This is a genomic window from Mesorhizobium sp. 113-1-2, assembly GCF_016756475.1.
Classification (GTDB): Bacteria; Pseudomonadota; Alphaproteobacteria; order Rhizobiales; family Rhizobiaceae; genus Mesorhizobium; species Mesorhizobium loti_C.
The window spans coordinates 5,656,425-5,669,269 of sequence record NZ_AP023242.1 but is presented as its reverse complement, the minus strand read 5'-3'; the positions used below and the strand labels follow the sequence as shown (position 1 = coordinate 5,669,269).

Genomic DNA, 12,845 nt, shown 5'->3' with positions numbered 1-12,845 from the left:
GCCGTTTCCGGTTAATTTAGCGTTCTCTACCCTACCGCCGACGTCGCAACGGGATGCCGCGACGTCTCAAGCGCCGAAAACCGCTTCAGGAACGCATCCTGTGCCCAGGTTACCGAGCGCGGCGTGAAATCGAAGCGCTCGGCGGAAAAACCGCGCGGACGGCCGAAGAATTCGGTTGCTTCGGCGGTCGAGAAGCCGGCGAGCAGCGTTGCCTCGAAATAGGCGGCGATCTGGTCGGCGCGCTTGATGTCCCTGCGCAGCGCCGCGGTCGGTTCGGGAGGCAGCGAGAAGCGCAGATGGATGGCGCGCTGCAGTCGCAATTCGCAGTCCTTGTAGCTGCCGCCCATCACCGACTTGAACGGCGAGATCATGTCGCCGATGACATATTCAGGCGCGTCGTGCAGCAGTGCGGCGAGCCGGTCGGTGGCCGAAGCGTGTGGCACCAGATCGTTGAACAGGGCCTCCACCAGCAGCGAATGCTGGGCGACCGAGAACGCGTGCTCGCCGCTGGTCTGGCCGTTCCAGCGGGCGACACGGGCGAGCCCATGGGCAATGTCGGAAATCTCGATGTCGAGCGGTGAGGGGTCGAGCAGGTCGAGCCGGCGGCCGGACAGCATGCGCTGCCAGGCGCGTGGCGGCGCACCGGTGCGGTCTGCCGCCATCAGGCTTCCTCCGCGCTGACGGTTTCCTGCGGAAAACTGAATTTGGCCCAGGCGGGAATGGCCACCGTCACCGGCACAAGGCCGGCCAGGATCGGCTGGCCGGCGTCGAGCGCCGCCTTGACCCTGTCGATGCGGGCAATGGCAAGCCCTGTTGTGCCGGCGCTCGAGCCGAGCGTGCCGGCCGGCCGACCCTCGACGGTGAGTTCGGTGCCGGAAGCGGGCAGGGCAAGCCCGGCCCGCACGATCAGCACGCGCCGCCTTGCCGTGCCGCGATGCTGCATGCGTGAGACCACTTCCTGGCCGACATAGCAGCCCTTCCTGAAGCCGACCCCGCCGGTCTCGTCGAGCAGCACGTCATGCGGGAAGGCGTCGCCCAACGCGTAGTCGGCTCCGCTTTCGGCGATGCCGTGCGCGATGCGGAAGGCCTGCCACGCGGCGATGTCGCCGGTATCTGCAACGCCGGCATAGGAGCGCGTAACGCCTTCGTCGGGAAAGCGCCTGTCGGCAACCGCGGTTGAATCATTTTCTGAGGCGATTGACTCTCTTCCCCACGCAACGGTGACAAGCGCCTGTTCCGACTTGGTAATCTCGACCTTGGCGCGAAGTTTGTAGAGCATCAGCCGGCGAACGAAATCACCTGAAATATCGGCTCGGCATTCCAACCGGAAGGTGTTTTCGCCGGCGCGCGAGATCAGGAAGTCGAACAGGATCTTGCCTTGCGGCGTCAACAGCGCACCGGGCTTGGCTTCGCCGGCGCCAAGCGTGTCGAGATCGGTGGTCAGGATGTTTTGCAGAAAGTGCTCGGCATCCGGGCCGGAGACGGAGATGAGCGCGCGGTCTTTCAGCAGGGCAAAGGGCATGGGGAGGATAAAAGCCTGATCTTGCAAAACGGTTGGCCATTACGTAAGCCGCTGACACTCCCCCCGCAAGAGAGCATGGCCATGACCTACGACCTCATCCTGACAGGCGGCACAGTGGTCAACCATGACGGCGAGGGCGCGCGTGACATCGGCGTGAAGAATGGCCGCATCGCCGCAATAGGCGATCTCCGCCAGGTCTCGGCCGGCGAGACGATCGACTGCCGCGGCCTGCACATCCTGCCTGGTGTCGTCGACAGCCAGGTGCATTTTCGCGAGCCGGGACTGGAGCACAAGGAAGATCTGGAAACGGGCTCGCGGGCGGCGGTGCTTGGCGGCGTCACCGCGGTGTTCGAGATGCCCAACACCAACCCGCTGACCACCAGCGAGGCAACGCTTGCCGACAAGGTCCGGCGCGGCAGCGGCCGCATGCATTGCGATTTCGCGTTCTGGGTCGGCGGTACCCGCGACAACGCCGGAGATGTCGGCGAGCTCGAGCGGTTGCCGGGTGCGGCGGGAATAAAGGTTTTCATGGGCTCGTCCACCGGCGACCTGCTGGTCGAGGATGACGAAGGCGTCGCCTCGATCTTGCGGAACACCCGTCGCCGTGCGGCCTTTCATTCCGAGGACGAGTTCCGGCTGCGCGAGCGCCTTGGCGAGCGCATCGAGGGGGACCCGTCATCGCATCCGGTCTGGCGCGACGAGATCGCCGCCTTGCGCTGCACCGAAAGGCTGGTGCGCATCGCCAGGCAGACCCGCGCCCGCATCCATGTCCTGCACATCTCGACCGCCGAGGAGATCTTGTTCCTCGAACAGCACAAGGATGTCGCGACCTGCGAGGCGACGCCGCACCATCTGACGCTGAGCGCCGACGATTATGCGCGGCTGGGCACGTTGATCCAGATGAACCCGCCGGTGCGCGCCTCCCGCCACCGCGACGGCGTCTGGCACGGCATCGCGCAAGGCATCGTCGACGTGCTCGGCTCCGATCATGCACCGCACACGTTGGCCGAAAAGGCAAAACCCTATCCGGCCTCGCCCTCGGGCATGACCGGGGTACAGACGCTGGTGCCGATCATGCTCGACCACGTCAACGCCGGTCGGCTGACCCTGCAGCGTTTCGTCGATCTGTCCAGTCACGGCCCGCAGCGCATCTTCCGCATGGCCAGAAAAGGCCGCATCGCAGCCGGCTACGACGCCGACTTCACCATCGTCGACATGAAGCGGCGTGAGACCATCACCAATGCGCAGGCCGGTTCGAAGGCAGGCTGGACGCCCTATGACGGCAAGGATGTGACCGGCTGGCCGGTCGGCACCGTCATTCGCGGCCAGCGCGTCATGTGGGAAGGCGAGATCGTCACACCAAGCCAGGGCAGAGCGGTGGAGTTTTCCGAGGCGTTGCCGGGATAGCCTCGACCTCCCCCTTGTGGGGAGATCGGACCGAAGATCCGGGAGGAGGGCGCCCTCCTCACAAGGTGAGCTCGCTCAATCCCCGGCGACGAAAAATGTCCACTGCCCGGCGGGCGTGATGCCGACGCGGTAGAAGATGTACGCACCGAACTGCTTCATGTCGTCGAAATCGCCGGCGGTGACAATTTTGAACAGTTCGACCCGCTGTTTGGCGTCAAGCTTGTCCAGCGGCAGCGCGAAGAAATACGGCCAGACATAGAGTTCCTGCGGTGTTCCGGCGTCGACATGGACATAGCCGGCACTGAGCACTTCCTCCAGGATGGCCAGGATCTCCTGGCCGTCAGGGTCGCCGGAAAGGCCTTTGAGGAAGGCGATGGCGTCGCCGTCGATGTCGGCCAGCGACAGCTGGGTCATGCTGTCGCCCTTGCCGATCAAGGGCCGGAGTTTTTCGATGTCGCCGCTCCTGCACGCTTCGATGATGAGATCATGCATGCGCCGCACGGGCTCGGGCAGCTTGCCGAGATCGTAGACGACCTCCGGCAAGGGCGCTTCGGGATCGACTCGCGGCCTGTTGGTGCCGCCATCGGATGGACTGTCAGGCTCCGCGGCGTCCGGAGCGGCCGGCTGCTGGCCGGTCGAAGGCGGCGTTCCCATTGGGTCAGGCATGGGAATCGCGCCGCCGGGCGAAACGTTGTCATTCGTCGGCGGAGTGACAGGCGAGGGAAGCTCTTCGCGTTGGATCTCGCTCAGGGCATAGGCCGGTCTGCTTGCCAGGCACGTCACAAAGGCAATCGTGGCACAGCAAGCGGCGAGGCGGATGTAGAGGACCAAACCCTGCGGCCCGCCTGACATCGGAAAATTCACTGCCCGTATCTCCTTGGCTCCCGGGCACTTGATCGTCAAGGAACCGGATGTCGGTTCAGTGGCGCAGCCGCTCGGGTTCGAAGGCGCCAGCAATCACCTTCTCGCGCATGCGGTCGAGCAGGGCAAGGGCAGAGGTCTCGCCGTTGGCGCGCAGCATTTCACCGAATGCGGTTTCAAGCGCCGCTTCGGCAATGATCTCCGGCTCGATGCCGGCCGAAAGGCCTTCCGCCCAGGCTTCGCTGTGGCTCTCCACCGCGGTCAGGCGCTTTTCCTCCCTGACCAGGGCATCGATGTCGTTGGCAGCATGTTCCATAAGCGATGTCCACCCTTTCAAGCGGCGATCCATCCGTGCGGATCAGGCTTGATCTGTTCCGTTACACGCAGCCTCAAGTAAGTATCTGTAAATACGACATTTTTTTGATCGTCTTTTACAGAGGCGGCTGTATTTGGCGAAGCTGCGTTTCAACCCGGATCAAACTTAGCCGATTAGACCGGCCTGCGGGGCGAAAACCTTCAGTTTGAGTTAATTTCGCATTCGTGCGGTAACGTTTGATTAACGCTGTTGCAGAAGCGCAACATCAGGATTGCACCAAGACACAGACCGGTACAAGCCGGATTTGTCCGACATGCCCAGCGACGGCTAGGATATCTGTTGATGGATGCCTAGTTTCCGTAGCGCGAGGCGATATCACGCGACAGCGTCTCGCCTTCCTTCATGTAGCGGCTGATGGCCTCGGTAGCCGAGGCGGTGCACTGCGTATAGGTGCCGCCGAAGGAACGATAGCCGCGATTGAAGCTGGCGATGAAGCGGGCGCGCCGTTCGGGGTCCGGATTTTCCGAATCGAGCAGTTTTTCCATCTCGCCACGCCACTGGTCGCCCTTCTCGCCGCACAGATTGCGCAGGAAATGCAGCGAGCCCAGAACCTCCGCCAGCCGCATCAGTCCCGGCTCGAACGGCGACTCGGCACTGAACGCCGGCCGCACGGCCACGGCCGTACTGACGGCAAGGCATAAAGCGACAAGAAGAGGAGCGCGGCTCATAAGTCTATGTGGCCAAACAATTTGTCGCCTGCAAGGCGTTTCCGGCGCGGCAGTTTGGGAATTCAGCGGCTTTCAGGAGAACCAGCAGGTCGGCCAAGCAGATCTTCCGCCACCGCGAACACCGAACCGGCAAGCGGCAGCGCCGCCATCTCGTTGAGCGTATAGAAAGCGGCTGTCTCGGCATCGTCGCTGGCCATGGCCTCGCCACCGGCATAGGCCGCGCCGAAGACCGTAAGGCGGTAATCGACAGGGTGGGAATCGTCCCTGCCGTCGATATGGATTTCCCGAAGCGGGCGAAAACCGGTGGCACGCAAACCTGTCTCTTCCTGCAGCTCTCGCTTCGCGGCATCCTCCAGCGTCTCGCCGGCCTCGACCTTGCCGCCGGGAAAGGCATAGAGCCCTTGCGAGGGCTGCCGCGCTCGCTTGACCAGCAGCACGGTGTCACCACGCACGACGGCCACCGAGACGGCCGGAAGTGTCTTGCGCTGTTCGTTCATGGTTTCCGATCGGGCTCGATGGCAGGTCTGTTGTGGACCGCCCAGCATGAGGAAGCTTTAGCGGTTGCGCAACGCCGCTTCCATCGCCACCTTCGACCCGAACCATTCGAAGGGCGCCAATCGACCATGTGCGGACGTTTTGCCTTGACCGCGACGCCGGACCAGACGGCCGCCTATCTGGGCTTGGCCGAGTTGGAGGGTTTCCCGCCGCGCTACAATATCGCGCCGACGCAGCCGGTGCTGATGGCGACCGCGGGCGCGCCGCGCGCGCCCGGCTCCAATCTGCCCGACCGCCAGCCGATGCTGGTGCGCTGGGGGCTCATTCCCGCTTGGGTCAAGGATACGAGGGAGTTTCCGCTGCTGTTCAACGCACGCTCGGAAGGCGCAATCGAAAAAGCCTCGTTCAAGGCCGCGATGCGCCATCGCCGCGCATTGGTGCCGGCATCCGGCTTTTATGAGTGGCGGCAGACCGGGGGCAAGAAGGGGCAGCCCTATTGGATTCGCCCCAGGCATGGCGGCCTGGTCGCCTTTGCCGGCCTGATCGAGACCTATGCCGAGCCGGGCGGTTCGGAAATGGACACCGGCGCCATCCTGACGGTCAACGCCAATGCCGACATCGCCCATATCCACGATCGGATGCCGGTGGTGATCGATCCCAGGGATTTCGCTGGTTGGCTGGATTGCCGCACGCTCGAGCCGCGCGATGTCGCCGATCTGCTGCGGCCGGCGCAGCTCGATTTCTTCGAGGCTATCCCCGTCTCCGACCTCGTCAACAAGGTTGCCAACACTGGACCGGAGATTCAGGCGAGGGGCGAGATCGGGCCAGAGCCCGAGAAGGCCAGGCGCCAGAAGCCTGGCGCCGACGACAGTCAGATGACGTTGTTCTAGCTGAGCCTGTTATCTGGAGGCGTATATGAGCGCCTCATCGGCGCCTTTGGCGCCGGTCGCGCACCGCTTCAGGCAGCGCGGGGCGATACGATCTTCGGTGCCGGCTTCTTCTTCTTGGCGGTGTGGAGAAGGGCGGCGACGATCGCGGCCGGGCCGATTGCGCGATAGTGGCTGGCCAGCGCCGGTTGCTTGGCGCGGGTGGCGTCTTGCTTGCTTCGAGACATGTTTCTCTTCCCAGGTAACGTTTTCGTGTTCGCGTTTGACCGTTGATTCCGACCAAATCGTGACGCTTGGTGATCTAGCCGGCGAATGTTTCATGACTGTGCCGACATGTTTAATAAAATGTTTCACTGGCTGATTCCGCGTGATCAAGCGACGGATTTGCCGGTCCTGGCGACGTTTTTCCTGGGGTCAGCGGCTTGACGGCAACACTGACCAAGGCGATAAAGCCGCCCATGAAAACGTCTTTCGCCATTTGTGGCATTTGCATTATTGGCTAGCCTCGCGCTGGTCCGGACGTTTTCGCCTCATCTTTCCCCAGATTGGACAAACGCCCCGGCCAGCAGGCTGGAGTCTGATTTGCGCCTCGGCGCGCGGTTGGCTCCATCCAGATAAGAAGTTCTGAACCGGGAAGGCATGGAATGTCTGACGCATCGCAGGGCCTGCGCCTCTACAACACACTGACGCGCACGAAGGAGAGTTTCGTTCCGATCGATACGCTTAACGTGCGCATGTATGTCTGCGGCCCGACCGTCTACGACTTCGCGCATATCGGCAATGCCAGGCCGGTCATCGTCTTCGACGTGCTGTTCCGCCTGCTGCGCCATCTCTATGGCGAAACGCATGTCACCTATGTGCGCAACATCACCGACGTCGACGACAAGATCAACGCGCGCGCGCTGCGCGATTTCGGTAGCGAGATATCAGCCGGAAAACTGTCGCTCAACGAAGCGATCCGGCGGGTGACCGAAAAGACCGCCGACCAGTTCCACAGGGATGTCGCCACGCTCGGCTGCCTGGAGCCGACGGTTGAGCCGCGCGCCACCGAATTCGTCGAACCGCGCGCCGACGGCAAGACCGACATGATCACCTTGATTCAAAGCCTGATCAAACGCGGTCATGCCTATGTCGCGGCAGGCGAAGTTCTGTTCGACACCGCGTCGATGCCGGACTACGGCCAATTGTCGAAGCGCAATCTCGACGAACAGCAGGCCGGCGCCCGCATCGCTGTCGATGCCCACAAGAAGAACCCTGGCGATTTCGTGCTGTGGAAGCTGTCGTCACCGGAAGAGCCGGGCTGGGAAAGTCCGTGGGGCAGGGGTCGGCCGGGCTGGCATATCGAATGCTCGGCGATGTCGACCGCCTATCTCGGCGAAGTCTTCGACATCCATGGCGGCGGCCTCGACCTGATCTTCCCGCATCATGAGAATGAGATCGCCCAGTCGCGCTGCGCCCACGGCACGTCAGTCATGGCCAATGTCTGGATGCACAATGGCTTCCTCCAGGTCGAGGGGCAGAAGATGTCGAAGAGCCTCGGCAATTTCTACTCGATCCATGAGTTGCTGGAGACCGAGACCTTCGGCGGCCGCAGCTGGCCGGGCGAGGTGCTGCGGCTGGCGATGCTGATGACGCACTACCGCGAGCCGATCGACTTCTCCGTGCGCAAGCTGGAGGAGGCGGAGAACACGCTGCGCAAATGGAAACGCGCGGCGGATCTGGCGCCAGCTGCCGGGCAACTGCCGGCGCAGGTGGTCGATGCCTTGTCGGACGATCTCACCACCTATGCCGCGTTCCAGATTTTGACGCAGATGGCCAGCGAGGCAGCGGACGGCAACGAGGCCGCCGCTGCGCTGAAGGCGTCGCTGCAATTCCTCGGCTTCGATGTCGCCTCGGCAGAGGTGGATGAGGACAAGGTCGCCAAGGCAATCGCCGATCGCCTCGCGTTTATCGCGGCGAAGAACTGGGCCGAAGCCGACCGCATCCGCGACGAGCTTTTGGCGCAAGGTGTACAGTTGAAGGACGGCAAGGATCCGGTGACCGGCGAGCGCGTCACGAGTTGGGAGGTTAAGCGGTGAGGTTGGAGGCTTGGACCGCAGGATTGGAGAGGACGGTGCGAGGCGCCCCCCTCTGTCCTGCCGGACATCTCCCCCTCAAGGGGGGAGATTGGCTGTCCCAGCCGCCTTCGCCAATCATCAACGCTGATGGTGGGGCGCGGTTCGCGAAGCTGCTGATCTCCCCCCTTGGGGGGGAGATGCCCGGCAGGGCAGAGAGGGGGGGCTCGCAATGACCCATCATCGGGTATCTCCCATCAATCGCGGCAATGCGCGCAAGATGCGCAGGGTCATGACCGATGCCGAGCTGAAGCTTTGGAACGGGATACGCGCACACCGACTCATGGGGCTGGCGTTTCGACGTCAAATGCCGATAGCCGGCTTCATCGTCGACTTTGCTTGCCCCAACAAGAAGCTGATCGTTGAGCTGGACGGTTCCCAGCACGCTTCTCATGAGATTTCGGCGTCCGATGCCGCGCGAACAGCCAGACTTGAGGCGCTGGGCTGGACCATCCTGCGCTTCTGGAACGACGATGTGATCCGCGATATCGACAATGTCTGCCAGCACATCGTCATCGAGGCCGGCCTCGCCGGTGCCGAAGTGCCGGCGCATGAACCAGCAAGGGAGGCATTTCCATGATCGACCATCTCGGCATCGACGTTGCCGATTTCGACGCTTCGAAAGCCTTCTACGACAAGGCGATGGCGCCGCTGGGTGCCTCGCTGCTCTACATGGTGCCGCTGGAATATACCGGTGGCGCCAAGGTTGGTGGCTATGGCCGCGATCGGCCGGTATTCTGGCTGCAGGAAGGCAAGGAGGGTCAAAAGGCCCATCAGCACGTCGCCTTCACCGCGCGCAGCCGCGCCGAGGTCGATGCCTTCCATGCCGCGGCCCTTGCCGCCGGCGGCAGGGACAATGGCGCGCCGGGCCTGCGCCCGCACTATCATCCGAACTATTATGGCGCCTTCGTCTTCGATCCCGACGGCAACAATGTCGAGGCCGTCTGCCATGATCCGGAGTGAGACATGATGAGCCTCGACAACCGGCCGGTCTACACAGGCGGCTGCCAGTGCGGCGCGGTGCGCTTCCGCATCGAGGGCACGCTTGGCGACGCCTCGATCTGCCACTGCCGCATGTGCCAGAAGGCGAGCGGCAACTTCTACCTGCCGCTGGTCTCCGTGCGCGGCGCCAAGGTTGACTGGACGCGCGGCGAGCCCAAGCGCTTCCGTTCCTCCAATGCCGCCTGGCGCGGCTTCTGTGCCGAATGCGGCACGCCGCTGACCTTCGAGGCGCCCGACGGCATGGCGCTGGCGATCGCCGCCTTCGACGATCCGGCTGGCATCGCGCCGACCATCCAGTGGGGCACGGAGGCGAAACTGCCTTATGTCGACACCATTCCGCAATTGCCGGGCGAGGACACGATGGCGGATATGGGGTCGGCCCCCTATCTCGCCGAGCTTGTCTCCTACCAGCATCCCGATCACGACACCGACCAATGGCCGCCGGAGGAAAGACCATGACCGAGATTGTCCGAACCGGCGGTTGCCAGTGCGGCGCCGTGCGCTTCCGCGTCAAGGGGGCGCTCGGGCGCCCGTCCATCTGCCATTGCCGCATGTGCCAGAAGCAGTTCGGTTCGTTCTTCGGCGCGCTCGTGACCGTGCCCAAGGATGGCGTCGAATGGACGCATGAGGAACCGAGCTATTTCCAGTCGTCGGTCAACATCGATCGCGGCTTCTGCGCCCGCTGCGGAACGCCGTTGACCTACCGCCAGCCCGGCGGGCTGGAGATCGCCATCGGCGCCTTCGACGACCGCTCGGATCTGGCGCCGCAAATCCAGGTCAACTATGCGGCCCGGCTGCCCTGGGTGGAAAAAATCTTCGAGGCGCCGATCCATGACGACCGCGACTATTACGCAAGGCAGGAGCAGATCATCTCCTTCCAGCACCCCGATCATGAAACGGCCAACTGGCCGCAACAGGGCCTGAAACTATGACTGTTCACAGCACTTCCTTGCGCACCCTCTACCCGGAGATTGAACCGTTCGACTCGGGCATGCTCGATGTCGGCGACGGCCACACGGTCTATTGGGAGCGTTCCGGCACCAAAGGAGCCAAGCCGGCGGTGTTCCTGCATGGCGGACCGGGCGGCACCATCTCGCCAAAACACCGGCGGCTGTTCGACCCGAAACTCTACGATGTCATCCTGTTCGATCAGCGCGGCTGCGGAAAATCGACGCCCAACGCCTCGCTGGAGGCCAACACGACCTGGCATCTCGTCGCCGACATCGAACGGCTGCGCGAGATGGCCGGCTTCGACACATGGCTGGTGTTCGGCGGCTCCTGGGGGTCGACGCTGGCGCTCGCTTATGCCGAAACGCACCCCGATCGGGTCAGCGAACTGGTGGTGCGCGGCATCTACACGCTGACCCGCGCCGAACTCGAATGGTACTATCAGTTCGGCGTCTCCGAGATGTTTCCCGACAAGTGGGAGCGTTTCCTGGCGCCGATCCCCGAAGCCGAGCACGGTGACATGATGGCAGCCTACCGCAAGCGGCTGGTCGGCTCGGACCGCAAGGCGCAGCTGGAAGCAGCCCGCGCGTGGAGCCTGTGGGAAGGCGAAACCATCACGCTGCTGCCGGAACCGGAAACCAGCGGCAAGTTTGGCGAGGACGACTATGCCATCGCCTTTGCCCGCATCGAGAACCATTATTTCGTCCATGCCGGCTGGCTCGACGAAGGGCAGCTGCTGCGCGATGCGCATAAGCTCAAGGATATTCCTGGCACCATCGTCCATGGCCGCTACGACATGCCGTGTCCGGCGCGTTACGCCTGGGCGCTGCACAAGGCCTGGCCGAAGGCCGACTTCCACCTGATCGAAGGCGCCGGCCACGCCTATTCGGAGCCCGGCATCCTCGACCGGCTGATCCGCGCGACGGACAAATTTGCAGGCAAATGACCATGACCCGCGAGCGCCTCTATCTCTTCGACACGACACTGCGCGATGGCCAGCAGACGCCGGGCATCGACTTTTCGGTCGAGGACAAGATCGCGATTGCAAAACTGCTCGACGAGTTCGGCATGGATTATGTCGAGGGCGGCTATCCCGGCGCCAACCCGACCGACACCGCCTTCTTCCAGCAGAAACGCACCGCACGCGCCAAATTCGTCGCCTTCGGCATGACCAAGCGGGCAGGGGTGTCGGCGTCCAATGATCCCGGCCTTGCCGCGCTCGTACAGTCAAAGTCGGATGCCATCTGCTTCGTCGCCAAGAGTTGGGATTACCATGTCCGCGTCGCGCTCGGCTGCACCAACGAGGAGAATCTGGAGTCGATCCAGACTTCGGTCGAAACCGCTGTTGCTTCCGGCAAGGAGGCGATGGTCGATTGCGAGCATTTCTTCGATGGCTTCAAGGCCAATCCGGACTATGCGCTGGCCTGCGCGAAGACGGCCTATGACGCCGGTGCGCGCTGGGTGGTGTTGTGCGACACCAATGGCGGCACGCAGCCGTCGGAAGTACGCGTCATCGTCGACAAGGTCATCGCCTCGGGCATACCGGGCGATCATCTGGGTATCCACGCCCATGACGATACCGGCCAGGCGGTTGCCAATTCGCTGGCCGCTGTCGAGGCCGGCGTGCGCCAGATCCAGGGCACGCTGAACGGCATAGGCGAGCGCTGCGGCAATGCCAATCTGATCTCGATCGTGCCGACGCTGGCGCTGAAGCCGGCCTTCGCCGATCGCTTCGAGACGGGCATCTCGACCGATGCGTTGACCGGCATTTCGCGCCTGTCGCGTGCGTTCGACGAACTCTTGAACCGCGCCCCGGAAGCGCAGGCTCCCTATGTCGGCGCCTCGGCTTTCGCCACCAAGGCCGGCATCCATGCCTCGGCGCTGGCCAAGGAGCCGGCGACCTATGAGCATGTTCCGCCGGAATCCGTTGGCAACCGCCGCCGCGTCATGGTCTCCGACCAGGGCGGCAAGGCCAATTTCCTCGCCGAGCTGAAGCGGCGCGGCATCGAGGTGCCGAGGGACGATCACCGGCTCGATGCGCTGATATCAGTGGTCAAGGAGCGCGAGGCGGAAGGCTATGCCTATGAGGGCGCGGATGCGTCTTTCGAACTCTTGGCGCGCAAGATGCTGCATGGCCTGCCGGAATTCTTCAACGTCACCTCGTTCCGCTGCATGGTCGAGCGCCGCTTCGACGCCAACGGCAATCTGAAGACGGTTTCGGAAGCGATCGTGAAGGTCGAGGTCGACGGCGAAGAAAAGATGTCGGTCGCGGAAGGGCACGGCCCGGTCAACGCGCTCGACATCGCGCTGCGCAAGGATCTCGGCAAATATCAGAGCGAGATCGTCGACCTCGAACTCGCCGACTTCAAGGTGCGTATCCTCAATGGCGGCACCGAGGCCATCACCCGCGTCCTGATCGAATCGCATGACGGCACCGGCGCCCGCTGGTGGACGGTCGGGGTTTCCGAAAACATCATCGATGCTTCGTTCCAGGCGCTGATGGATTCGATCATCTACAAGCTGATGAAGAACCGCGAGATGGCGGGACTGGTGGCTGCGGAGTAG

General features: G+C 63.4%; 17 protein-coding genes. 9 read left to right on the top strand and 8 right to left on the bottom strand.

The genetic code is table 11. The annotated features are described in order from the left end of the window. Positions 1-26: 26 nt before the first annotated feature. Complete coding sequence (locus tag JN279_RS27760) at positions 27-662, bottom strand: HD family hydrolase (protein WP_202350759.1); 636 nt, start codon at positions 660-662, stop codon at positions 27-29. After that, positions 662-1,522: a CAF17-like 4Fe-4S cluster assembly/insertion protein YgfZ gene (gene ygfZ / locus JN279_RS27755; protein WP_202350758.1), complete on the bottom strand. Its 861-nt coding sequence runs from the start codon at positions 1,520-1,522 to the stop codon at positions 662-664. Before ygfZ ends, JN279_RS27760 begins: the two co-directional genes overlap by 1 nt. A 75-nt stretch (positions 1,523-1,597) precedes the next feature. On the opposite strand from ygfZ, the gene JN279_RS27750 reads away from it, so the two are divergent. Further along, entirely contained in the window at positions 1,598-2,929 is a 1,332-nt protein-coding gene (locus JN279_RS27750; protein WP_202350757.1) for a dihydroorotase, read from the top strand. 75 nt (positions 2,930-3,004) lie between these two features. On the opposite strand, the gene JN279_RS27745 is transcribed toward JN279_RS27750, so the two are convergent. From JN279_RS27745 to JN279_RS27730, 4 genes are all read right to left on the bottom strand, one after another. Next, on the bottom strand, positions 3,005-3,793 hold the full coding sequence (locus JN279_RS27745) for a hypothetical protein (RefSeq protein ID WP_202350756.1): 789 nt from the start codon (positions 3,791-3,793) through the stop codon (positions 3,005-3,007). Positions 3,794-3,848: 55 nt separating this feature from the next. After that, entirely contained in the window at positions 3,849-4,106 is a 258-nt protein-coding gene (locus JN279_RS27740; protein ID WP_015318556.1) for a hypothetical protein, read from the bottom strand. A gap of 350 nt (positions 4,107-4,456) precedes the next feature. Next, the gene (locus JN279_RS27735) at positions 4,457-4,834 is read right to left on the bottom strand and encodes a TIGR02301 family protein (RefSeq protein WP_140768500.1); all 378 of its coding nucleotides are present in this window, start codon (positions 4,832-4,834) and stop codon (positions 4,457-4,459) included. A 62-nt stretch (positions 4,835-4,896) separates the two neighbouring features. Next, positions 4,897-5,331: an NUDIX hydrolase gene (locus JN279_RS27730; protein ID WP_096456355.1), complete on the bottom strand. Its 435-nt coding sequence runs from the start codon at positions 5,329-5,331 to the stop codon at positions 4,897-4,899. A 126-nt stretch (positions 5,332-5,457) separates the two neighbouring features. On the opposite strand from JN279_RS27730, the gene JN279_RS27725 reads away from it, so the two are divergent. Further along, positions 5,458-6,219 carry an SOS response-associated peptidase gene (locus JN279_RS27725; protein WP_202350755.1) on the top strand — a complete coding sequence of 254 codons (762 nt, stop codon included), beginning with the start codon at positions 5,458-5,460 and terminating at the stop codon, positions 6,217-6,219. Positions 6,220-6,287: 68 nt separating this feature from the next. On the opposite strand, the gene JN279_RS27720 is transcribed toward JN279_RS27725, so the two are convergent. Together JN279_RS27720 and JN279_RS27715 are read right to left on the bottom strand one after the other, a co-directional pair. Then, positions 6,288-6,443: a hypothetical protein gene (locus JN279_RS27720; RefSeq protein WP_081294303.1), complete on the bottom strand. Its 156-nt coding sequence runs from the start codon at positions 6,441-6,443 to the stop codon at positions 6,288-6,290. Positions 6,444-6,553: 110 nt separating this feature from the next. Further along, entirely contained in the window at positions 6,554-6,694 is a 141-nt protein-coding gene (locus JN279_RS27715) for a hypothetical protein (RefSeq protein WP_202350754.1), read from the bottom strand. A 166-nt stretch (positions 6,695-6,860) separates the two neighbouring features. On the opposite strand from JN279_RS27715, the gene cysS reads away from it, so the two are divergent. The 7 genes from cysS (at position 6,861) to cimA (ending at position 12,845) form a co-directional block, all read left to right on the top strand. Further along, positions 6,861-8,294 carry a cysteine--tRNA ligase gene (gene cysS, locus JN279_RS27710; RefSeq protein WP_202350753.1) on the top strand — a complete coding sequence of 478 codons (1,434 nt, stop codon included), beginning with the start codon at positions 6,861-6,863 and terminating at the stop codon, positions 8,292-8,294. A gap of 208 nt (positions 8,295-8,502) precedes the next feature. After that, positions 8,503-8,910 carry an endonuclease domain-containing protein gene (locus JN279_RS27705; protein WP_202350752.1) on the top strand — a complete coding sequence of 136 codons (408 nt, stop codon included), beginning with the start codon at positions 8,503-8,505 and terminating at the stop codon, positions 8,908-8,910. Next, positions 8,907-9,293 (top strand): VOC family protein, encoded by a 387-nt coding sequence (locus tag JN279_RS27700; protein WP_096456362.1) that lies wholly within the window; start codon positions 8,907-8,909, stop codon positions 9,291-9,293. Before JN279_RS27705 ends, JN279_RS27700 begins: the two co-directional genes overlap by 4 nt. A gap of 6 nt (positions 9,294-9,299) precedes the next feature. Next, on the top strand, positions 9,300-9,791 hold the full coding sequence (locus JN279_RS27695; protein ID WP_202353806.1) for a GFA family protein: 492 nt from the start codon (positions 9,300-9,302) through the stop codon (positions 9,789-9,791). Continuing rightward, entirely contained in the window at positions 9,788-10,264 is a 477-nt protein-coding gene (locus JN279_RS27690; RefSeq protein ID WP_202350751.1) for a GFA family protein, read from the top strand. The genes JN279_RS27695 and JN279_RS27690 overlap by 4 nt, the downstream gene beginning before the upstream one ends. Further along, positions 10,261-11,226: a prolyl aminopeptidase gene (gene pip, locus JN279_RS27685; RefSeq protein WP_096456366.1), complete on the top strand. Its 966-nt coding sequence runs from the start codon at positions 10,261-10,263 to the stop codon at positions 11,224-11,226. The genes JN279_RS27690 and pip overlap by 4 nt, the downstream gene beginning before the upstream one ends. Then, complete coding sequence (cimA, locus tag JN279_RS27680; protein ID WP_202350750.1) at positions 11,223-12,845, top strand: citramalate synthase; 1,623 nt, start codon at positions 11,223-11,225, stop codon at positions 12,843-12,845. Before pip ends, cimA begins: the two co-directional genes overlap by 4 nt.